Below are 21,581 nucleotides of genomic sequence, written 5' to 3' on the forward strand. Positions count from 1 at the left end.
ACTTAGGCAGTAGCCCCTCCACAACTAGAACCTGCACCGGCTGTACAGCCAAAGCAATGTTGATTGATGACAATATTCCGGTTAAGTAGGGTAGAACTATTCCAATCTTTTATATGCTTGCTACTGCTTGGAGCGACTGTTAAATCAAGCATTTGATTGAAGTCGCAATCGTACAGCTGACCGTCCCATCCAACAGAAATCATACTTCTGCACATCACCTGACTGGCAGCGACAGGATTGTAGGACTCAATCAACTTTTCCATGTAAGATTCATAATTGCCGCTGCGGACCAAAAACTCTAAAAACCGTGAAATGGGCAAATTGGTGATGGTAAAGAGGGAATTAAAATGGATGTTGTAGAGAGAGAGCAACTTCTTTTTAAATTCAGCCTCTAAGCCAGCTTGAGAGCCTGGTAAAAATGCCCCCGATGGATTATAGACTAAGTTTAAAACCAAACCACTGCCTTCAATCCCGTAACCCACTTCATTCAGCATTAAGAGGGCTTTGATGGATTTTTCAAACACTCCTTCACCGCGCTGGGAATTCGTTTTCAGAGCTGTAAAGTAGGGGAGAGAAGAGACCACTTGAATCTTGTGCTTTTTAAAAAACTCGGGTAAATCGTTATATTTTGGGTTGGCTACAATGATGGTCAGGTTGCAGCGAACGATGATATCGATCGAAGTACTGATTTTTCTGATTTCTTCTACAAACCAACGGAAATTGGGATTCATCTCAGGTGCTCCTCCGGTTAGGTCAACAGTTTTAATGTCTTCTGTTGCGATGATTCGGAGACATTCCATCATGGTTTGCTGATCCATGATTTCTTTACGGTCAGGACCTGCATCCACATGGCAATGCTTGCAGACCTGATTACACATTTTCCCAACATTGATCTGCAATACATCCAAGCTTACAGGTTGAAGCGGAAAAAGACCTGACTCTTCTAATTTCTGCTGAAAAGAATAGGTTTCTTCTGTTGATTCTAGTAATTCTAATTCTTTGCTTGCATTTGCAAGCGGATGATTTTGAGCACTCAGTGATTTCATTTTTCAGAATATTTTTCACCTGCCGCAATGGTCAACTCCAGGATATTTTGCCTAGGAGGGAGCGGGCAAGTGGCATAGGGCGTAAATACACAAGGTGGGTTATACGCTTGATTAAAGTCTATAACTACTGCTGATTGATTCGGTTTAGGCTTATCGATGTATAAATAGCGGCCACCACCGTAGGTATCTATGCCACTACTTCCGTCTGCCAGGATAAGAAATAGTTGGTTTCCAGCATCTAATGCATCCAACTGATACTGTTTGCCATCTTTTTCAAAACTTACAAATCCTGGGGATAAATTTACACTTGTTTGTCCGATGACATTGGTAATTAAAATTTCTTTGGCAGGAGTATATGCAGTAAATTCTCCTTTCAGTCTCCATTCTAAGCTAGTTGGAAATCTGGGAATCCCTTTGAATTCGGAAACAGCAGGAGCTTCCAAATCACGTATCCGTATTCCGATTGCATCGCCTCTTTTGATGATAGTCCACTGTAAAGAGCCTAATGTAAGAGTTTTGGGAGATTCTTCTGAAGCGGCTGAAAAAAGAATTAGTTGATTTTCAATGAGCTCTTCACCATGTTTGATGCCATTAATTTCAGGATTAAATTTTAATAGGGAATCTTCCCAAGTAAAAGTCCCGATTTTTCCGGGGAATTTTTCTGGGACTAAAACATCATTGGAAGCATCAGAACCCATGCTGCTCTTGCGTTCAGTAATCCAGTGAAGTCCGACTAAGTTCAGCCAACCATCCTCTTTTTTCAATGCAGCTATCCGATCCTGCACCCAAGCTTCCGTTGCTGCATCGTGTGCTTCTTTACTCAGTTCATGGTCAGAAGGTACCGAACATGCACTTATAATTACTGTCAGTGTGAATGCTTTTATTAGTGTTGTTAGATGGTTCATCAGAGCTATCGTTAGACATAATTCATTAGCTAGTGCAATATGGGCAATAGTTTAAAAAGTGAAGCCCCTATGACGGAAAAAACTTTTGGAAGATTCGTAAGATTCCTATCAAAGAAATGTTTAAAAAGCAGGTCTTTTAAGCTAGCGTATTTTACTTAATATACTCGGATTTACCGTTCTTTTTTCGCTATATTTATCTTTAGAAATCAGCAATTTTTCAATGAAAAATAGTGCATTTCGAATATAGAAAAATGGAGAAAATAGCGGAAGAACTAAAGTTATATCGGATTCTGGATACCGAAAGGGAGGAATTCTTCGACAGAATTACAAAAAATTCTGCTGCTTTCTCTGGATGTGAGATAAGTTTAGTAGTTTTTTTGGATAACCAGCGGCAGTGGTTTAAAGCCACTACTGGGTTAGATATGCGAGAAACTGAAATCAAGTATTCTTTATGCAAAGAATTGGTAGGGTCAGCGCTTGATTTACTGGTTATTCCAGACCTAGCCGATAATCCAAACTTTCAAAATCATCCTGCCTTATTGGATTTTGGAATTCGATTTTATGCAGGGGCAGGAATTTATTCGGAAAAGGGGATCCTTTTGGGTACTGTCTGTTTAATGGATACCCAACCTAAACACTTGGAGGATTTTCATTTTGATTTCCTCAAAAATCAAGCAGTTCAGGTTCAGCAGATGTTGGAAATTCGAAGAAAAAAGGCAGAGGTTGAAAAAGAAAAGCAAGCATTGGAAGTGTGGCGTTTTTTCACTGAAAAAGCTGCCTTATTGGGAGGTGTTGGAGGATTCATTATAAACGTTGAAAAAAATAAGCTTCATTGGTGGCCTACTAACAATGTTCTGTTTGGATTACCCTCCAATACGTTGCTGAGTTTTGATGATTTCATGGGTGAAAAAGACTTATTCAGTGATTTTCCTGATATTAAAGACTTTTTCTCTGAAATCAAGCAGTTGGCATATGCGTCACAAAAATCAGAAGGGGATTTTCTTTTCCATGTGCATCAATTGGGAAATGTGCTTAAAGTCAATTATAGGCATGAAAATGAGCTCTTTTACGTATTTATTGAAGACAACACCAAAAATTACACTTTTCAAAAAGAAATAACCCAACAACATAATCTCATCAAAAAGCTTGAAATGGTTAGTGATGTTGGGGCTTGGGAGTATACACTTAATCAAAGAAAACTTGTATTTACACCTAATTTATACCGCTTATTTGCCATGCCCCTGGGGGTAGATCCCTCTGTGGTTATCCTTGAAAGCTGTTTTGATGAAAAATCCTGGACCCAACTACTGATAGATGGTAGAAACTGTTTGAAAGAGAATCGTCCATTTACTAACGTTTATCGGTTAACTTTTCCTGATCAATCTGTGAAATGGATTAAAGTCTATGGAGAGAAATTGAGTGGAGAAAGTGAAGATGTTCAGATTACCGGAAGTGCTCAGGATGTGACAGAAGATATGTTGCTGCTGCAAGCATTGAAGGAGAAAGTGAAACAGATTGAGGAAAAAAATAAGTATTTGGATAGACTTGTCAACAATCAGTCTTTTTTCATATTTAAAACAGATCTTCAAGGTAGAATCAAGTTTTATAATTCTTTTTACGAAGAGAAATTTGTAAAGGACAAAACTTCAATGATCGGAAGTCAGTCCATGGATTTAATTCTGGAAGAGGATCGGAAAGATTGTTTGGATACGGTAAAAAAGGCAATTGCCAATCCGGGACAATCATTCAAAGTGAAATTTAGATCCCGAAATCGGCAGGGAGAACTACTTGTAGGGGTATGGGATTTTAGTTTCCAACTAACAGAAGCTACCGGTGAGGGGGAAATCCTGTGTTTGGGATGTGATATCACCGAATTGGAAGAGAAAAGCTCAAGCTTGAAGAAGCTTTCTCATTTCATGGGCTTCTTGAATAATAAATTGATTGAATTCAGCAACATTACATCCCATAATATACGTTCTCAGGTAAGTAATCTAAAAGGATTACTAGTATTGATGGAAATTGCAGAGGATGCTCATGAAAAAGCAAGCTACATTCAGTTGATGAATGGTACGGTGGATAATTTGGATCAACTCCTGCATAAAATCATGGAGATATTAACCATCAACAGTGCAGAGAATAATCAAAAAGAAAAAATAGAGCTTAGACGGTTCATCCAAGAAGTGTTGGTGCAAAATTTCCCGACTTTAGATTCCGATCAGGTTGCTCTTTCCATTGAATGCGACGCTTCATTAGAAGTTATTCTTAATCGTGCCTATCTCCAAAGTGTATTGGTGAAGCTGCTGACAAATGCAATAGATTTCAAGTCTCCTAACCGGAAATTAGCGCTTGCTATTGAGGTCCAGCAAAATGTTCCGAATGATAGATTTTTAACCATACAAATTATGGACAATGGCTTGGGTATGGAAATTGATCCAGATCCAACCAAACTGTTTCGTTTGTATCAAACGAATCATCAAATTTCCGGAAGTAAAGGTTTTGGTTTGTTCTTTGTGAAAAATATAATAGAGTTTATGGGTGGAAGTATTTTCATCCAAAGTAAAGTTGATTACGGTACAAAAATAAAAATTGAGCTCCCTTATGAAAGTTAAGACAGTGATACTAGTAGACGATGATCCTTTGGCTATCTTAATTTCGAAGAGCTTAATTGAAAAGTCTGGAGTATTAGGTGGGGATATACAGTTAAAAACGTTTGATAAGCCGCGAGAGGCAATCGTTTTTATGGAGGAATTTGCCAAAAATCCTGAACAAGTTGCGGTACTCCTGTTGGATATCAATATGCCTCTTATGGATGGGTTTCAAGTTTTGGAAGCGCTGAGGCAGTCCAACAGTATGCATGCGTTTAAAGTGATTATGTTGACTTCTTCCATTGCACATCAAGATCGGGAGCGTGCTACAGGTTATTCCTGTGTTGTTGATTATTTCAGCAAGCCCTTAGATTTAAATAAAATCGCTGTCATTCGCACCTTGCTAGACCAAACCTGAATTTTGTTCTTGTGAGGAAATCCAGTATATTCAAAAATCAATAGTGAAAATTGTAAATTTTTGAATTATGGATACCAATTTATACCAACCGCAAGGGTATTATGACGAAATGTTTACCAATGAGGGTGAGTGCAGGTTGCATTACTGTGATTTTTTGAAAATTCTCAAGAAAACGAGTTCAAAAAAGATGCAGCATCTTCAGCACTCTGCCAACAAAACGCAGGTTGCCATGGGGATGACGTTTAATGTGTATCATGACAATCAAGGTGTAGAAAAAATCCTGCATTTGGATATAGTCCCTAGGATTATTGCCAATGCAGAATGGAAGCATCTAGAAGCAGGTCTCAAGCAGCGGATTTATGCCTTGAATCTTTTTATACATGACATGTATAATGATCAGAAAGCATTGAAGGATAAAATTATTCCTGAGGATCTGATTTTAGGGAGTAAAGATTACTTAAAAGCCTGTCAGGGATTAACTCCCCCCAAAGGTATTTGGTGTCACATAACAGGTACAGACCTGGTCAAGGATAAGGATGGGGAATATTACATTTTAGAAGATAATTTGCGTTGTCCTTCGGGTGTATCTTACATGCTTGAAAGCAGGGAAATCATCAAACGGGCTTATCCTGATTTGTTCAATAAACTAGGAGTAATGCCCGTCTCCGATTATCCTGCCAAACTATTGAAGATGCTGCAGTTTATTTCCAATAAGGACAAACCTGTAGTGGGTGTTCTTACACCGGGAATTTATAATTCAGCTTATTTTGAGCATTCTTATCTAGCCCTACAAATGGGGGTAGAGTTGGTGTCTGGAGTTGATTTGATAGCCAAAGGCAATAAAGTTTATATGCAGACCACCAAAGGCCTGCAGCAAATCGATGTGCTATACAGAAGGATTGATGATACATTTTTGGACCCTTTGACGTTCAATCCTCATTCCATGTTGGGAGTTCCTGGTATTTTTGAAGCGTATAAAGCTGGAAATATAGCCTTGGCTAATGCGCCCGGTACAGGTGTAGCGGATGATAAAGCTGTTTACGCCTATGTACCCCGATTGATTAAGTATTATTTGGGAGAAGAACCCATTTTGAAAAATGTTCCAACGTATCTCTGTAGGGAAGAAAAGGACAGACAGTACGTTTTGGACCATATTGATGAACTCGTTGTCAAAGAAACCAATGCAGCCGGAGGCTACGGAATGCTGATTGGTCCTAAATCTACTAAGGAGGAACATGACAAATTCCGGCAACTCATCAAAGACAATCCAACCAATTACATTGCACAGCCAACGCTTTCTCTTTCTACCGTCCCTACCTGGACAGATGATGGATTAGAGCCCAGACATGTAGACCTACGGCCCTATATCTTGTACGGAGAGTCAATTGAGGTGATTCCCGGAGCATTGACAAGAGTTGCACTGAGGAAGGGTTCCTTGGTCGTAAACAGTTCTCAAGGTGGAGGTTCCAAAGATACTTGGGTCTTGTATGGGGATGAGAGTAATGGGCAATCATACTAAATCATTTTTAATCAAAGAACAAATCAAACATGTTAAGTAGAGTAGCGAACTCCATCTATTGGTTAGGAAGATATCTGGAAAGAGCAGAGAATTATGCGCGTTTTTTGGATGTGAATTTTAATTTGATGCTAGATCTTCCTCAGGACCTGAAAGCACAATGGGAACCTCTGATTTTTGCAACAGGGGATCAGGAATTATATGCAAAGAAGTATGAGCAATACGATAGAAAATTAGTCATACACTTTCTTACCTTCGACTTAGATAATCCTAATTCCATATTTTCCTCTATAAGCTTTGCTCGGGAAAATGCCCGCGTGATACGGGAGAATCTCACCAAAGAGACCTGGGAATATTTGAATGAATTATACCATTTTGTCAAAAAAAGAGCAGAGAAAAAGGACTTTGGGAAAGAGGACCCAAGGGTTTTCTTTGAAAGTATCAAAAACCAAATTCTACTCTTGTATGGCTTAGCCGATAGTACAGTGGCACGAACAGAGGGCTGGCATTTCAGGCAATTAGGGATGTTTTTGGAACGTGCTGATAAGACGAGCCGAATGGTAGATGTCAAATACCACATGTTGCTTCCGTCTCCCAATTGGGTGGGAACCCCCTTGGATTTCCTTCATTGGACGGCGTTACTGAAGTCGGTGACAGCCTTTAATACCTATCGACGCTTATATGGGAACATTGAGCCTTCGGCTGTAGTGGAGTTTTTGTTATTGAATAAATATTTCCCACGTTCAGTCTTTTTCTGTATCAAAGAGGCAGAACGATGTCTGCACAGCATCTCGGGCAATCGGGAAACAGGATTCCACAATTCGGCTGAAAAATCATTGGGAGAACTTCGCTCCAAATTAGAGTTTACTGATGTGGAAGAAATTATTTTGGTAGGTTTACATGAGTATATTGACCAATTACAGATTAAAATAAATCAGATTTCTAATAGGATTGATGATAACTTCTTCCAAATAAAGGATAACTTTAGCCATCAAAAATCAACTCAAGAATGACCTTTTGTTTAGGAATAAAAACCAAGTATGGAATTGTGGGCTTATCGGACACCCGAATTACTTCAGGTACAGAGACGACTACTTCCAAAAAGGTTTTTACTGTGAATCGGGATAAACACACGTTTTTTATCATGACCTCAGGACTTCGCTCCGTCAGGGATAAGGCAATTACGTATTTCTCGGAAGTCATCGAAGAACAGGATCAAAACTTCACCAAACTGTACAAAGCTGTCAATGAGTTTGGTGATCAGGTCAAGCGAGTAGCTAAAGAAGACCAAGAATTTCTGGAAGCCTCCGGATTATCTTTCAATTTATTTTCCATCATAGGAGGACAGCTGGAAGAGGATAAAGCGCCTAAGCTCTACTTGTTATATCCACAAGGTAACTGGATTGAAATCAGGAGAGGTACTCCTTTTGTATCTATCGGGAATACAGGAGCCGGTAATCCCGTGCTTAGACGTTCCATAACTTATGAAGATACCCTTGAATATGCGCTTAAGTGTGCCTTTTTGGCTTTTGATGCTACCCGCATATCCGCCAATGATGTAGATTTTCCAATAGATGTAGTCTTTTTGGAAAATGATCAGTACCATACCATAGAAAAACGCTTTGATAAAAAAGAACTGGAACATATCTCAGAATTTTGGAATGATCGGATCAAAGAAGGTATTCGAGCTTTGCCAGCAGAGCGTCTGATGCAGATTTTCGATACTGAGGAAAAAGCCACCCATCTATGAAATTATGCATAGAGCATACCACACGGTACACCTATGATCAACCTGTGCAGCTGAATGTTCATATCATCAACCTGATTCCTCAATTTAGGAACTATTTTAAGCTAGATGCTCAGGAAATTCAAATTACCCCTATTCCTAAGGGTCTACAGACCCGATTGGATTTGGAGTGCAACCTTCACCATCAAGCTTGGTTTGAAGGATTTACCGAAAGCTTAGCTGTATATATTTCCTATGAACTTACGATTCATGAGCTTAATCCTTATGGATTTATCTTAAATCCGACCTTTTCTTTCAATCAACAGGGAATGGCGTATGCCGAAAATGACCTGCCTTTACTATTGCCTTTTTTACAAGTAGATCCTCAAATCTCCAATTTTAATTTTTTTGCCTTGGGAATCTTACAAGAATCGGATCAAATAGTATCCTTTCTGGTCAAGTTGGTCAGTGAGGTACATACCCAATGGAAGTATGAAGTCCGACAGGAAGAAGGGGTGTGGTCTCCGGAAAAAACCTTCCAAGCCAAACACGGTTCGTGCAGAGACTTGGCTTGGATGCTTATTCAGATGCTTCGATCGGCGGGTTTTGCCGCAAGATTTGTCAGCGGATATGCTTTTAATTCCGAGTTGGAAGAGGGACATGAACTCCATGCTTGGACGGAAGTATATCTCCCGGGGGCAGGTTGGATAGGTTTGGATCCGAGTTTAGGTTTGTTGACTGACCATCATTACATCCCATTAGCTTGCAGTGCTGATTTCGAGCGTGCAGCTCCTATAGTTGGAACTTACGGAGGGAAAGCCGCAAGTTTTCTTGAAACCTATGTTTCTATGAAGGCAAATTGAACATATTTTGTCCAAGAAATGTATATAGGGTAAACCAACTATTGATACATGAATTCTCTTGGAGCAATCATCTTTCTTGCTGCTGCATTTTTGTTTGCCACATTTCTTAACTGGTATGTGTTTCAGGCGGTCAAAACCTTGAGTTTAACCTTAGCAGCTGAAAAGCAAAGGACCATGATCTCGGTTGTATATTGGGTGATTTTTCAGGGACTGGCTGTATGGTTGGTGCTGACTTTTTTGAAGGTCTTTCGAATGGGAGAAATTACCGCCGAAATTCAGACAGTCATGAATGTGTTTCTGACCATCATGGTCACTCAGCTAGTATGCGTGATGTTCCTATTTGGAGAAGATATCATTCGAAATGCACAGGCTGGGTTCACCTATCTTGTCAATGGTTTTCAAGACTATTCCTTTCCGGCCCGTAACAGGTGGGTTTCCTTGCTTGCGGTGACAGTGGCAGCTGTGCCTTTTTTCTCTTTTGTCTATGGGATTAAGTATGGCAAGTTTAATTATCAAGTCAAAGAAGAGGTGATATATTTTGATCACCTGCCAGAAGCTTTTGATGGTTTTCGAATAGTACAGATTTCGGACATTCATTCCGGCAGTTTCAAAGATTCAGAGGGGATACAAAAGGGTATTGATTTAGTCAAGGAGCAAAATGCTGATTTGTTCGTATTTACAGGCGATTTGGTCAATCATAAGGCGGATGAAATCGAACCCTTTATCTCCAATTTTGCCCAGATCAAAACCCCTTATGGACAGTTTTCGGTAATAGGGAATCATGATTATGGAGACTATGTGAGCTGGGAGAGTCAGGATGCGAAAAAAGCCAATTTTCAACGCTTGCTAAATAATCATGCAAAGCTAGGATGGACCTTGCTTAACGATGCCCATGTGCGGATTGAAAAAGAGGGACAAAGTATTGTGATCATGGGGGTAGAGAATTGGGGTTTGGGCTTCAAAACCAAGGGAGATTTGTCCAAAGCATTGGAAGGCCTGAGCGAAGAAGATTTTAAGGTATTACTTTCTCATGATCCTTCACATTGGGAAGCGGAGGTCAAAACCCATCAGATGCCAATTGATTTAACTTTATCAGGACATACGCATGGGATGCAGTTTGGGATTGAAACTCCCGTGTTTCGTTGGAGTCCAGTACAGTATCGCTATCCAAATTGGGCTGGACTCTCAGAATTTGGAGGAAGGTATCTGTATGTAAACAGGGGTTTTGGTTTTCATGCATTTTCTGGACGTGTAGGCATTTGGCCTGAAATTACAGTAATTGAGTTACGAAGAAACAGCGGGTGATATGGCAATCGGATGGATTTGGATGTTAGGGATATGGATTGGCTTAGCGAATCTTTCAGATCCTACAGTTTCCCTAAAAACATTGCAGTGGAAGTATCGCGTGGTACTTTACTTTCCATCCGAAGAAAATTCTTGGATTGAACCCTCCAAAGAACTGATTCAAGAACTTCAAGAAAGGAAAATCTTGTATTGGGTATATGGTGAAAAAGTCAGTAGTAATGCCCAATTTTCCTTGATAGAAAAGGAAATCAGTCAACTACGTCAGCAGTATGATAAGAAAGCGAATAAAGAATTATGGTTGCTCATTGGTTTGGATGGAGGAGTAAAGGCCCACGAAAAATTAGCATTAGATTGGGGAACAGTTTTTAAATTAGTCGACAGTATGCCCATGAGAAGGTCTGAAATTCAAAAAAATGGATAAAAAATACCCTTTTCGGGGTATTTTTTGACGCTTGTAAATGAATTATCTTTGGACTTTAATCCTACTGTTATGAAATTCTTTTATTTAGCCTCTGTTCCAGATTTTGAAGGTCGCTTTTTAGTTCATGAAAAAGACTGTCCTCTGATACCAAATTCAATGGACCGAGATTACCTCGGCCCATTCAACTCAGGTAGAGAAGCCATTCGTAAAGCCAAAAACGTTAAGGCTTCTGCCACTTGCTGCAAATCATGCTGCTCCGAGCGATTGATTTTTGATTTACCTGTCTTTAATGACAATTTCTTAGGAAATAGAGAATAACATCCGTGGTGGAAACAATTCCAACGAGATTGTCATCTTCGACTACGGGTAGGGTGTGAAACTTTTCTGTGGTGAAGATATGTGCAACCTCATGAATGGATTGAGTTGCCTGAGCTACTTTAATTTTGGATGTCATAACCTCACTGATGGTCAGCATTTCCAAGACAGTCTCATCTGCTCGCGGTTGATTTTCAAAAAGGGCTCCAAAACTTAGACGATTGATGTCCGTACGGCTGATCATTCCCACCAATTGCTTGCCTTTTAGTACGGGCACATGGCGGATTTTATGTTTTTTAAACATGTGAATGACTTCATGGAGGTCCCCGTCTTCCTGTACGGTATAGACCTGAGCGGTCATGATATTTTTTATAGGATCTTGGGTTTTCATGATATTTATTCGGTTGATTTCTTACTTACGAATCTACTTCCTTTTTCCTTCCCAAAAGCTGATATTTATCATGTTTAGCTTTGATAAATGCTCTTTCAAATAGGGATGATTTTGTGGAAATTGGGGTGTTTTTCAAAATGTTTGTATCTTAAGCATATACTAAACCCAATATAACCCTATGAAAAATCTAGCAAATAAAGTTGCCATTATCACAGGAGCAAGCTCTGGAATTGGTGCTGCTACAGCCAAACTATTCGCTCAAGAAGGTGCCAAAGTGGTGGTCAGTGATATTGTGGAGGAAAGTGGCAAAGCAGTAGTGAACTCTATCCGCAATGCGGGTGGAGAAGCTATCTTTGTCTACGCGGACACCTCTAAACCAGAGGATAATGAGGCCTTAGTAAAGGCAGCTGTTCAGGAATTTGGTGCACTGCATATCGCCGTCAACAATGCAGGAATCGGAGGGGCAGCTGCTTTGACTGGAGAATATCCGATAGAATCCTGGCAGCAGGTCATTGATATCAACCTTTCCGGTGTATTTTATGGTATGCACTATCAAATTCCTGAAATGCTGAAGACGGGTGGTGGAAGTATCATCAATATGGCATCTATTCTTGGACAGGTGGCTTTTGCTACGGCTCCTGCTTATGTGGCTTCGAAACACGGAGTCGTAGGATTGACTAAAGCTGCGGCAGTTGAATATGGTCTGCAAAATCTCCGGGTAAATGCCATCGGTCCGGCGTTTATTTACACCGGAATGGTCAATGAAGAAACCATGGGTAAGGAGACCATAGATTTTCTTGCATCCAAACATGCATTGGGGAGATTAGGGAAATCGGAAGAGGTTGCCGAGTTGGCATTGTTTCTTGCATCCGAAAAATCTTCCTTCATAACAGGTAGCTATTATCCAGTAGATGGAGGGTATTTGGCGGTATAAGTTGCTATTTATGTACTTTTCTCGCCCAATAATTCTTTCTTTTTCGGAAGCAAGGGTTATTGGGTTAATTTATTTATAATCAGTTGATTGTATTTCGTAAAAAAATATGTATCAGATATGAAACAGTTATTGTTTCCTGAAAAACACGATTCCTTTATCATACCAATGACCGAAAAATTATGTTTGTGCAACTCTTTTTTATAACGATAAATTTTTTCTATTTTTCGGGTACAACAAGGGGAGAGAAAGTCAGGGATTCTCTCCACCTTTCTTCCTGAAAACACCCGATGCCAAATTACTATGCATAAATTGTTAGGAGTTTTCCTATGTTTGCTCTTGCCAAGCTTTGCTTCCATAGCATCCTCTTCCCGTGATTACTTTAAGACCAACACTGGTCTGTGGAAAAAAACTGATAGAACTTCCTTTCTCAATGGAAGGGTTTCGGTCGAACTATTGGATTCTCTTGATCAACTATATGCCTTCAAACCAAGCGGCTATAATTTTTTGTGGGTCAATGATCAATTACACCTTTCCATTGGATGTTCTTTTGATTTTTACACTATAGGAGACAAAGGATTGGTGCCGAAGTATAAATTGCATAATCGAGGCTATACCTGTGCCAGCTATTTATTTGTGCGCGACTCGGTTAATTATCTATTGGGAGGAAATGGACTTTGGACAGCTCATATGGATTTGTTGTGGTTGGATGAAATCAATGGATCCTGGGAGCTTACGAAGACTAAAAACCAACCTTTAAATTATCATACTGAAAGGATTTTTTCCACTTCAGATGGCATTTTTGCTCTTTTTGGCACCTATTTTAATCCCCGAATAGATTTGAATATTCAAGAGCCAAATGGTTATTTTTTAGATTGGAAAAGTAAGGAATGGAAAAGACTCCTGATTGAAATTGAGGGCATTGATAATTCTAGCATTTCTAAAGTTGGAAATTTTAGATTCGTCGAAACAGATGATTTTGTGTATATGGTATTAACAAATGCTGACTTTCCTAATTTAGGCTGGAATATCATAGAAAAGGAGTCGGGTAAGATTTACTTTTATGAGTCTTTGAGAAATGAAGATGTGTTTATATCGCCTTTTGTAGAAGTTATTGGTAATCAGATATTTTACCAAAACCCCAATGGTAGTCCAGTACAGTTGGATTTGAATACACTGAAAGCAAAGTCCAAGGAAGTTGGTAAAATAACTATACAAGATTTCCCGGATTCTAAGGACGCCAAATTCTTCATGAGCAAAGATTTGGCTTATAGCTTAGTCATTGTTTCGTTAATTCTATTTATCGGCTTCAATCAGTGGAATAGACAGCAGCAAAAGATAATTACAGCCTCAAAGGAAGAAGAAATCGAGCTGCTCGTTCAAACACTTATCAGCTATGAGGGGGAGTTATTGGATACAGAAAAACTCGATCAAGTGTTGGGTATACATACGTTAGATAATTTGGATTCCAAGCGTTTGAAGCGCTCCCGTTTAATCAATCGGGTGAATGACTTCTATATGGGTGACAAGGGAAAAGAACTGATTGTACGTCAGAAAAACCCATCCGATAAACGCTACGTGTCTTATAAGATTGATGTATAGATTAGGGGAATAGGAGGCTATGTCATAAGTAGTTTCCTAGAAGTATTTGCTCAAATATTAGTTGGTGTAAGATCGATTAATCTTTGTGTCTTGGAGACTTTGTAGCCATTCAAGTTTAAAGTAAATCCACTAAGGTTACATTGGCTCTAAGTGATGAATATAAACCCGAATTTTTTTGTGGAATATTATTAACTCTGATTTCGGAGATTGTCTCTTGTTTATCTTCTGTTTAATTGCTATTTTTCATCATTATTTTCTGTTATGCTAAGATTTTTAAAATATATTTTTGTTGTCTTGCTTTTGGCTTGTGAGAAAGAAGAGCCCATCATCCGCTATACCCTTCAGGTGATTTCCAATCCTACTGAAGGAGGAATTGTTAACTTATCCAAAGGAAGCAGTAATGGAAGCTATTTGGCTGGCGAGCGGATTATTTTAACACCTGAGGCTTTTGAGCATTGGGTATTTGCAGGTTGGGAAGGTGAGGTGAATTTGGAAGATGGTGTCTTTGTCGTACTAATGGATAAAGATCAGGTAATTCAAGCTAATTTTACTAAGCGCATGTATCCACTGACCATACATGTGGATGGAGAAGGTATCATTCAGGAACGGATAATTTCTAATTCGTCCAGTAGGGAATATCCTGCGGAGACATTGTTGGAATTGAATCCTTTACCTGCTGAAGGTTGGGTGTTTGTACGTTGGGAAGGGGACGCGACGGGTAGCAGTAACCCTCACGTGATCCGAATAGATGGCCCAAAAGAGGTGCGTGCGGTATTTGTGCGTTCATCATTTGATTTGACTGTAGAGATTATTGGGAAAGGGCAAGTCAATCAAGGAACGTGGATTGTGTTTCCCGGAGTATTTTTACCAGGGCATGTGGAGTTGCAGGCAGTGGCCGATGAAGGATGGAAATTTGATCGATGGGAAGGGGAGTTTGAGAGTACTTCTCCACTATTGCGCTTTGTTTTGGTCAGAGACATGAATTTGCAAGCTCATTTTATCCCTTGGGGTCCTCCGATCAATTTTGTGGTAGATGGGGTGGGTACTGTGGAGGAGACCTTGCTTGCCGAACCGATACCTGTGGGGGACTCGTTTGAGCGGAGGGTTCGGATTGAATGCATCCCTGATCCCGATTGGGCTTTTGTCTCATGGGAGGATTCATTTTCCGCTACCACAGCAGTAGCTGAACTAACAGTAAATCAACCAATGAGTATCACTGCAAAGCTTGTACCGACGAATCCCTCTATTTTAGCATCCAAATTACATCAGACGGTTTGGGAAGCATTTGGTCCTTATGTAGACATGCCTTTTGGTTTTGCCCGTGTCATTGCATTTGATTATTGGAAAGTCATGGAGCTCAGCAAAGGTGATGGGACGGAAGCAGAGGGTTGCTTTACTCATAACAAAGAATTCAGGGATTTTCCAAAGGGTGTGGTATCGGTTTTTGTGAGTGAAAATGCCATTTTTTACACGATCAAGGAAGCATCAGGTTTGGAGATACATTATGAATGGGGGCTTAGTGAGGATGGAGAGCTTTTACATTTAGTTTATTCTCTGGGAAGCTACAGTTCAGCAGGGAGCCTGTATTATCGAAAGTCTCCCTTGAAGTATGAGGATTTTTGTGGGGGGTGAATCAATGAGCAGTTGGTTCGTTGAAAAGGCTTGTTTTTATGTATGTTTTCAGTCCTTTGCACTTATTGTTAAAATTCTTTAAGCCTTTTAAATTGCATTAAGCTAAAACCTGAAAATTAAGTGGGTAAATGATAAGATTTTTTGGGACCTATATGGGGGCTAGAATGAAAATAAATGTATAAAGTATTGATTTTCATCAGTTTAATAGGTTAAAAAGTCGGGGTGACAGGATTTGAACCTGCGACCACACGCCCCCCAGACGTGTACGCTACCGGACTGCGCCACACCCCGAATATGAACTTCAAACTGAAATCCTACTGCGAAAATATTATCTCATCCATAATTATCAAAACTTCCGTGCGGAAAATACATGCTTCTTCCATTAACTTATTCAACGTAAATTTTTTAGCGGTTCACTTTTGTGGAAATGATTTTTTCTAGACATTTGTGGCATGAAGTTATAATACGCCTCCGAACTTTTCTTATTCTCCATTCAACAATTACCGTCGGCGTATGAAATTCCGTTCATTTATTACCCATTTCAAGCGTGCCGTACAAGGCAAAGAAGAAGATTTTACCAGTATCAGTATCAAAAAATCGATCTTCTATCTCTCCATTCCCATGATTTTAGAAATGGTCATGGAATCCTTATTTGCTGTCGTTGACATTTTTTTCGTTGGTAAACTAGGTGTCAACGCAGTGGCTACCGTGGGATTGACCGAATCAGTGTTGACGATTATTTACTCCATAGCTATCGGTCTCAGTATGGCAGCTACCGCCATTGTGGCAAGAAGGATAGGGGAGAAAAACCAACAAGCAGCCTCCATAGCAGCATTTCAGGCCATTATGGTTTGTTCCATTTTTGCAATTGCCATGGCTGTTATCGGTGTATTGCAGGCACAAACCATGCTTCGCCTAATGGGAGGTTCGGAAGAACTCATTGCTGAGGGCTATCGCTATACGCAGATCGTATTTGGTGGGAATGTTGCCATCATGTTACTCTTTTTGATCAATGGGATTTTCAGAGGAGCGGGAAATGCTGCCTTGGCTATGCGTGCCCTATGGATTGCCAATGGATTCAATATTGTATTGGATCCTTTGCTGATTTTTGGATGGGGGCCGATTCCTGCCATGGGCTTGGAAGGTGCTGCCTGGGCTACAACTATTGGAAGGAGTCTTGGAGTGGTCTTTCAACTAGTAGTTCTTTTTAAAGGTATGTCCATCATCCGATTCTATTGGGAGAGTTTGCAGATGAACTGGAAGACTATCTGGACGATACTGAAAGTAGCTTCGGGTGGTATGGGACAGTTTTTGATTGAATCGGCTTCTTGGATTTTCCTGATGCGCATCATTTCTGAATCAGGTTCGGTGGCTTTGGCGGGTTATACCATTGCGGTACGGCTAATCATCTTTGTTTTATTACCTGCCTTTGGTTTTTCCAATGCCGCCGCAACTTTAGTGGGGCAGAATTTGGGTGCCTTGCAACCAGGTAGGGCAGAGCGGTCCGCTTGGTTATCTGCACATATAGCAGCCTTGTTTTTAGGGATATGCTCCGTGATATTTATCATTGGTGCCGGTTATTTCATTGCTATTTTCAATCAGGAAGCAGGCGTGATTGAGGTCGGAAGATTAGGTTTGACTATCATTTGTCTGGGGTACGTCTTCTTTGCTTATGGGATGGTGATGTCACAGTCGCTGAATGGGGCTGGGGATACCCGCACGCCTACAATCATCAACTTGGCGGTGTTGTGGGGCTTTCAACTTCCACTTGCTTATGTGCTTGCCAACCATTTTGAATTGGGCGCTATTGGGGTTTTCTGGGCGATCACCATTGCTCATTCTATGCACGCGATGGTAAGCATGTGGGTCTTTAAGAAAGGTAAATGGAAGTTGGTCAATGTGTGATGGGAAAAATCAGGAAACTGCTTGGTAATATTTTCGCATGGCCTGTTCATGCTGATCTTTAGAGATGATGATTTCCTTCCTATTGTAGCTGATAATTCCCTTTTTCTTCAAATCATTCAAACAGGTTGTAATGTTTTGTCGGCAGTTTTTGAGAATACTGGCTAAATCATCATGCGTGAAAAAATTTGGAAAACTGATATGGGAATAGCCTTCTTTCCCATAAAGTAAACTAAAATCAAACAACAGGAAAAAGACCCGCTCCTCTAGTTCCAAATCAAAATTCTTTACTTTCTGCTGATGAATTCTCCGAAGTCTGTCCTGATAAAAGTCAAGCATTAACATGGGGACAGCTTCTTTTTCAGAACTATCCAATTTGTGAATCGGGAGAAACCTGAGTTTGGAGTTTTTCATGCACTCCAAGAAAAAAAGGTCGTTTGATTGATAGTTCTCCGGAGTCAGCCAAACAAATTCTTTTTCAAAAATCAAGTCAGTATTTACTTTCAGGCCCTTTTCATTGGTGCCGTAGATTTTGGCGAGTCCTGATTCTACCCAAGCAAGCCCTTCACAAGCTAAGGGGTTTAGCTGAAGTACTTGTACACATGTTCCTTCCTGTTGTAAAATATCGCTAAAATAAGCTCGCAACTTCAACTTTTTCATCATTGCCAAAGCTCCGAAAAAAACATCATCAATCTGTGACCGGAATGTAAACAAAAGGTTAAAAAAAAGACCTGCCATCGACAGGTCTTTTTGGAATTGGTTAGATTGTAAGATTAGAAGTTATAGCGTACACCAAACTGAACTTGGAAAGGAGGATTAGCCTTTACAGTTTCTCCAAAAGTTGGGTTTACTCGGTAGGCATATTGTGGTCTTCCTTGTGCAGTTGCGATGGGATCTAAACCTAGTGTTTGTAACAATACTTGATTCCCTCCTGGAACAGTTGGAGCTCCACCCCACTCAGAGTTGATCAGATTGGTGAAGTTGAAGATTTCTCCGATAAATTCCATGTAGCTTTTTCCTAAACCTTTGATGACAGTGTTGTCCAATTTATAGGTCACCCGTACATCCACATTATGCCAGAATGGATTATAGATCTCATTTCTAGGAGCAATTTCACCCAAGTTATCGATCAATAGTCCTCGAGCAATGTTGTTAGGATTGTTGAGCACCACATCCATTCCATCTGCAATGATATCTTCAAAAGGGGTTCGGTTTGGATTAGCGCGTATGGTTTCAGGGTTAAATACAAAGGCTCTTTTATTGGCATTGATCAATAAACCTGCACCGTCACCCACGATGTCACCAAATACCAATGGAGACCAAGGGGTACCTGATTGACCTACATAGCGAGCAGAGATGGAGATGTTTTTGAAGGTAGGCGTTGTTCCGAATAAGATGATTTTGTGTCTAAAGTCCGTATTTGCTCCCCCTCTGTTGGCGATTAAGTCTCTAGGGTCATCTACAATGGCTGTCAAGACGGATGTTCGTGCAATGCAACAGTTGTAGGAGTTGTTATCTTCCGTTCGATTCAAAGTAAAGGTACCTGTGATGGTTCCACCTTTAGGGAAGATATAACCGGATTCAAAGATAATTCCTCGCTGCCAGATATCAGAGTCACCATTCAATTCCAAAACTCTTCCCAAGTTCGGGTTGGCGTTGACTACCTCAGCGTTGATTGGATAGACTACTACACCTGGGTTGTTTAGGTTGACAGGAGTAATTTGATCAGGTCTGGCAAATACGCCTCTGTTATTTTCATTAGCCAATCGGAATACAAAGTCTTGTCTTAAGTTGAGGTCTTGGTATCGGTAGTTGTTCAATGTTCTTGCGAAATAGGCATTGGCACCTACATAGAACTCATTCGTCAAAAATCTTCTGTAGGCCAAATTTCCTTTCCATGTATAAGGAGCTTGGAAATTTTCTCCAATCAAGTTGATATATGGAGAACGGCCTTGTCCACCAGCAGGTACTCCTGGTACTGTGCTTGGATCATTGATGAACGAGGGGAAATCAGGGAAGGGAACATTTTGACCTCTGAGCAGGAGGTCCGTTAAAATTGTTCCAGACTGAAGGATATTACTCAGTTGAGCCCAGTGTACGATGTTGGCCGAGTATCCACCGATTCCAACTTTCAATACATTGCGTTGATCTTCATTGAAGTCATAGATGAACTGTAGTCGAGGCTGGAAGTTATTCCAATCAGAAGCTACTACGTCTGTTCTTCTGCCTAGTTCACGTTCTACCAAAGGATTGAATTCCGGTGCTGTCATAAATACTGTAGCATCCCAGCGTAAACCAAAGGAAGCACTCATTTTGGAACTAAAATTTACATCTGCTTGGGTAAAAGCGGATAAATCCAAAGCTGTCTGCTGTAATTTTGGAGCATATCTTCCATCAGGATTATTTGGTACTAATCTGGAATACTGGAAAGGAGTCTGTGCTTCCAAGGCATCCAAGCTCGCAAATTGGAATAATCCGCCTTGTTCATTGGTATTTAAGGTATTGGTAAAGGTTACAATGTTATCCGTACCAAAGGTCCAGAAAATTTTACCTGTCTGAAGATATGTGGTGTTGATTAATTGGAACTGTTTTTCACCTTGCTCCTCTGGGGCGATTCTGTTACCTCCAAATTGAAACTGTCTAAATAACCTTGTACCATCCTCTTGGAAGGATTCAATTCCTACAAAACCTCTAGGAGCAAAAGATCGTGCTACAAAGTCACGTTGTGCCCGTAAGTACTGAACTTTCAGCTCGTTGGTTAATTTGGGAGAAAAGGTAGATCGAAGCGCCAATTGAGAATTGAGACCAAAAATTTCGATATCGCCGCGGGAATCAGCCAGGGCAGTTTGGTCACCACCTACGACAAATTCATTCGCTCCCCAAAAGACATTGTTACGGAAAGTCAACTTATGGATATCATTGATCTGCCAATCTAAGCGTGCAAAGACAGTCCTATTCGTAGGTCTTCTGTTGAATAAGCCGGTTTGTTGCCTCGTTGGATCTAAGCCGTATTGATTTTGCAAAATTGTTAAAAAGCGATCCAAATTTTGCTGGGTGATTTGTTCCAATCGCTCCGTGGAAGGATCCCGTACATCTATGATGGCGAATGGTTCACTTCTGTCTTCAAAATCTAAGGCAGTGAAAAAGTGTAATTTGTCTTTGATGATTGGTCCACCCAATGAAAAGCCGTATTGGTTGATATTGAAGTCATTGATGGGTCTTCCGATATAATCTTGATCAGCAGTCAATCGCTGATTACGGTTGAAAAGAAAGGCAGAACCAGTAAATTCATTGGTTCCTGATTTGGTTACAACGTTGATGGCTCCTCCACCTTGTCGTCCTTCGCGTACACTGTATTCATTGGTTGTTACTTCAAATTCCCGAATAGCTTCCATGGATACCGTGTATTGAGAGATCAATCCTCCATTCATCATGAAGCGTTGATTGCCTCCATCTAAGGTGATAGACGTAGAGCTCTCACGAGTACCACCGATGGCTAAAGAACCCCCAGGGGCAGTTGTAGGCGACAAGTTGGCTAAGTCCTGAAAGCTTCTGCCATTGGTTGGCATATTTTTCATCTCGGTAATACCTAGACGGGTAGCACCACCAATAGGGGATACTCTATTCGGAGCATAGTCTGATGCAGTGACGGTAATCATTTCCAATTCCCCATCTCCATCTCTTAGGTCAAAATCCACACGGACCTGATCACCTAGATTGAGGAAATACCCAGTTTTGCTTACCTGACCCTCTCCAACAAAAGAAGCTGTGATGACATAAGGTCCACCTAAGGGTAACTGACTGATTTGAAAACGTCCTTCCAAATTGGTTACAGTCCCGGTAACGAAGCCCGTAGATTCATTTCGAATCTGTAGATTGGCACCCGGAAGAGTTTCTCCCGAAGCATTTCGCACACTACCAAAAAATGAGGCAGATGCATTTTGAGCAAATGTTTCCAAGCTTAATAAACTCAGAAAAACAATGGCTGTGATGTGTACTAGTTTTTTCATAGAAGGTGTGATT

General features: G+C 40.4%; 18 protein-coding genes and 1 tRNA gene. 13 read left to right on the top strand and 6 right to left on the bottom strand.

Going from position 1 to position 21,581, the window contains the following annotated elements:
- Positions 1-2: 2 nt before the first annotated feature.
- Both arsS and ACXIUD_RS14890 read right to left on the bottom strand, forming a co-directional pair.
- The gene (gene arsS / locus ACXIUD_RS14885; RefSeq protein WP_458053435.1) at positions 3-1,046 is read right to left on the bottom strand and encodes an arsenosugar biosynthesis radical SAM (seleno)protein ArsS; all 1,044 of its coding nucleotides are present in this window, start codon (positions 1,044-1,046) and stop codon (positions 3-5) included.
- The gene (locus ACXIUD_RS14890) at positions 1,043-1,951 is read right to left on the bottom strand and encodes a DUF1684 domain-containing protein (RefSeq protein WP_458053436.1); all 909 of its coding nucleotides are present in this window, start codon (positions 1,949-1,951) and stop codon (positions 1,043-1,045) included. Before ACXIUD_RS14890 ends, arsS begins: the two co-directional genes overlap by 4 nt.
- 251 nt (positions 1,952-2,202) lie before the next feature.
- Between ACXIUD_RS14890 and ACXIUD_RS14895 the strand changes: the two genes are divergently transcribed.
- The 9 genes from ACXIUD_RS14895 to ACXIUD_RS14935 all read left to right on the top strand — a co-directional run bounded on the left by ACXIUD_RS14895 (position 2,203) and on the right by ACXIUD_RS14935 (position 11,103).
- Positions 2,203-4,560 (top strand): sensor histidine kinase, encoded by a 2,358-nt coding sequence (locus ACXIUD_RS14895; RefSeq protein ID WP_458053437.1) that lies wholly within the window; start codon positions 2,203-2,205, stop codon positions 4,558-4,560.
- The gene (locus ACXIUD_RS14900; RefSeq protein WP_458053438.1) at positions 4,550-4,954 is read left to right on the top strand and encodes a response regulator; all 405 of its coding nucleotides are present in this window, start codon (positions 4,550-4,552) and stop codon (positions 4,952-4,954) included. Before ACXIUD_RS14895 ends, ACXIUD_RS14900 begins: the two co-directional genes overlap by 11 nt.
- Before the next feature lie 67 nt (positions 4,955-5,021).
- Positions 5,022-6,473 carry a circularly permuted type 2 ATP-grasp protein gene (locus ACXIUD_RS14905; RefSeq protein ID WP_458053439.1) on the top strand — a complete coding sequence of 484 codons (1,452 nt, stop codon included), beginning with the start codon at positions 5,022-5,024 and terminating at the stop codon, positions 6,471-6,473.
- Between the two features lie 29 nt (positions 6,474-6,502).
- A complete protein-coding gene (locus ACXIUD_RS14910; RefSeq protein WP_458053440.1) occupies positions 6,503-7,483 on the top strand; it encodes an alpha-E domain-containing protein in 981 nt (326 codons plus the stop codon).
- A complete protein-coding gene (locus ACXIUD_RS14915) occupies positions 7,480-8,220 on the top strand; it encodes a peptidase (RefSeq protein ID WP_458053441.1) in 741 nt (246 codons plus the stop codon). The genes ACXIUD_RS14910 and ACXIUD_RS14915 overlap by 4 nt, the downstream gene beginning before the upstream one ends.
- On the top strand, positions 8,217-9,059 hold the full coding sequence (locus tag ACXIUD_RS14920; protein ID WP_458053442.1) for a transglutaminase family protein: 843 nt from the start codon (positions 8,217-8,219) through the stop codon (positions 9,057-9,059). Before ACXIUD_RS14915 ends, ACXIUD_RS14920 begins: the two co-directional genes overlap by 4 nt.
- 48 nt (positions 9,060-9,107) lie before the next feature.
- Positions 9,108-10,364 (top strand): metallophosphoesterase, encoded by a 1,257-nt coding sequence (locus ACXIUD_RS14925; protein ID WP_458053443.1) that lies wholly within the window; start codon positions 9,108-9,110, stop codon positions 10,362-10,364.
- Positions 10,339-10,785, top strand: a complete 447-nt coding sequence (locus tag ACXIUD_RS14930) for a DUF4174 domain-containing protein (RefSeq protein WP_458053444.1) — start codon at positions 10,339-10,341, stop codon at positions 10,783-10,785. Before ACXIUD_RS14925 ends, ACXIUD_RS14930 begins: the two co-directional genes overlap by 26 nt.
- 69 nt (positions 10,786-10,854) lie before the next feature.
- On the top strand, positions 10,855-11,103 hold the full coding sequence (locus ACXIUD_RS14935) for a hypothetical protein (RefSeq protein WP_458053445.1): 249 nt from the start codon (positions 10,855-10,857) through the stop codon (positions 11,101-11,103).
- On the opposite strand, the gene ACXIUD_RS14940 is transcribed toward ACXIUD_RS14935, so the two are convergent.
- A complete protein-coding gene (locus ACXIUD_RS14940; protein WP_458053446.1) occupies positions 11,072-11,491 on the bottom strand; it encodes a CBS domain-containing protein in 420 nt (139 codons plus the stop codon). The two genes, ACXIUD_RS14935 and ACXIUD_RS14940, sit on opposite strands and share 32 nt — an antisense overlap.
- A gap of 178 nt (positions 11,492-11,669) precedes the next feature.
- Here ACXIUD_RS14940 and ACXIUD_RS14945 point away from each other — a divergent pair, with 178 nt between their 5' ends.
- The 3 genes from ACXIUD_RS14945 to ACXIUD_RS14955 all read left to right on the top strand — a co-directional run bounded on the left by ACXIUD_RS14945 (position 11,670) and on the right by ACXIUD_RS14955 (position 15,656).
- A complete protein-coding gene (locus tag ACXIUD_RS14945; RefSeq protein WP_458053447.1) occupies positions 11,670-12,425 on the top strand; it encodes an SDR family NAD(P)-dependent oxidoreductase in 756 nt (251 codons plus the stop codon).
- Positions 12,426-12,725: 300 nt separating this feature from the next.
- Positions 12,726-14,024, top strand: a complete 1,299-nt coding sequence (locus tag ACXIUD_RS14950) for a hypothetical protein (RefSeq protein WP_458053448.1) — start codon at positions 12,726-12,728, stop codon at positions 14,022-14,024.
- Between the two features lie 261 nt (positions 14,025-14,285).
- Positions 14,286-15,656, top strand: a complete 1,371-nt coding sequence (locus ACXIUD_RS14955) for an InlB B-repeat-containing protein (RefSeq protein ID WP_458053449.1) — start codon at positions 14,286-14,288, stop codon at positions 15,654-15,656.
- Positions 15,657-15,873: 217 nt separating this feature from the next.
- Here ACXIUD_RS14955 and ACXIUD_RS14960 read toward each other — a convergent pair.
- Positions 15,874-15,947: transfer RNA gene (locus ACXIUD_RS14960), tRNA-Pro, on the bottom strand.
- A 222-nt stretch (positions 15,948-16,169) separates the two neighbouring features.
- On the opposite strand from ACXIUD_RS14960, the gene ACXIUD_RS14965 reads away from it, so the two are divergent.
- Positions 16,170-17,561 carry an MATE family efflux transporter gene (locus tag ACXIUD_RS14965; RefSeq protein ID WP_458053450.1) on the top strand — a complete coding sequence of 464 codons (1,392 nt, stop codon included), beginning with the start codon at positions 16,170-16,172 and terminating at the stop codon, positions 17,559-17,561.
- A 9-nt stretch (positions 17,562-17,570) separates the two neighbouring features.
- On the opposite strand, the gene ACXIUD_RS14970 is transcribed toward ACXIUD_RS14965, so the two are convergent.
- Positions 17,571-18,296, bottom strand: a complete 726-nt coding sequence (locus ACXIUD_RS14970) for a Crp/Fnr family transcriptional regulator (protein WP_458053451.1) — start codon at positions 18,294-18,296, stop codon at positions 17,571-17,573.
- 35 nt (positions 18,297-18,331) lie between these two features.
- Complete coding sequence (locus ACXIUD_RS14975; RefSeq protein WP_458053452.1) at positions 18,332-21,568, bottom strand: outer membrane beta-barrel protein; 3,237 nt, start codon at positions 21,566-21,568, stop codon at positions 18,332-18,334.
- Between the last annotated feature and the right edge of the window lie 13 nt (positions 21,569-21,581).

The organism is Mongoliitalea sp. (assembly GCF_054166905.1).

Bases quoted from the DNA above. Each gene is read 5' to 3' on its own strand.
- ACXIUD_RS14970 (WP_458053451.1), bottom strand. From the start codon at position 18,296: ATGGCAGGTCTTTTTTTTAACCTTTTGTTTACATTCCGGTCACAGATT.
- ACXIUD_RS14890 (WP_458053436.1), bottom strand. From the start codon at position 1,951: ATGAACCATCTAACAACACTAATAAAAGCATTCACACTGACAGTAATT.
- arsS (WP_458053435.1), bottom strand. From the start codon at position 1,046: ATGAAATCACTGAGTGCTCAAAATCATCCGCTTGCAAATGCAAGCAAA.
- ACXIUD_RS14950 (WP_458053448.1), top strand. From the start codon at position 12,726: ATGCATAAATTGTTAGGAGTTTTCCTATGTTTGCTCTTGCCAAGCTTT.
- ACXIUD_RS14945 (WP_458053447.1), top strand. From the start codon at position 11,670: ATGAAAAATCTAGCAAATAAAGTTGCCATTATCACAGGAGCAAGCTCT.
- ACXIUD_RS14955 (WP_458053449.1), top strand. From the start codon at position 14,286: ATGCTAAGATTTTTAAAATATATTTTTGTTGTCTTGCTTTTGGCTTGT.
- ACXIUD_RS14910 (WP_458053440.1), top strand. From the start codon at position 6,503: ATGTTAAGTAGAGTAGCGAACTCCATCTATTGGTTAGGAAGATATCTG.
- ACXIUD_RS14935 (WP_458053445.1), top strand. From the start codon at position 10,855: ATGAAATTCTTTTATTTAGCCTCTGTTCCAGATTTTGAAGGTCGCTTT.
- ACXIUD_RS14975 (WP_458053452.1), bottom strand. From the start codon at position 21,568: ATGAAAAAACTAGTACACATCACAGCCATTGTTTTTCTGAGTTTATTA.
- ACXIUD_RS14920 (WP_458053442.1), top strand. From the start codon at position 8,217: ATGAAATTATGCATAGAGCATACCACACGGTACACCTATGATCAACCT.
- ACXIUD_RS14965 (WP_458053450.1), top strand. From the start codon at position 16,170: ATGAAATTCCGTTCATTTATTACCCATTTCAAGCGTGCCGTACAAGGC.
- ACXIUD_RS14940 (WP_458053446.1), bottom strand. From the start codon at position 11,491: ATGAAAACCCAAGATCCTATAAAAAATATCATGACCGCTCAGGTCTAT.
- ACXIUD_RS14900 (WP_458053438.1), top strand. From the start codon at position 4,550: ATGAAAGTTAAGACAGTGATACTAGTAGACGATGATCCTTTGGCTATC.
- ACXIUD_RS14915 (WP_458053441.1), top strand. From the start codon at position 7,480: ATGACCTTTTGTTTAGGAATAAAAACCAAGTATGGAATTGTGGGCTTA.
- ACXIUD_RS14905 (WP_458053439.1), top strand. From the start codon at position 5,022: ATGGATACCAATTTATACCAACCGCAAGGGTATTATGACGAAATGTTT.
- ACXIUD_RS14925 (WP_458053443.1), top strand. From the start codon at position 9,108: ATGAATTCTCTTGGAGCAATCATCTTTCTTGCTGCTGCATTTTTGTTT.
- ACXIUD_RS14895 (WP_458053437.1), top strand. From the start codon at position 2,203: ATGGAGAAAATAGCGGAAGAACTAAAGTTATATCGGATTCTGGATACC.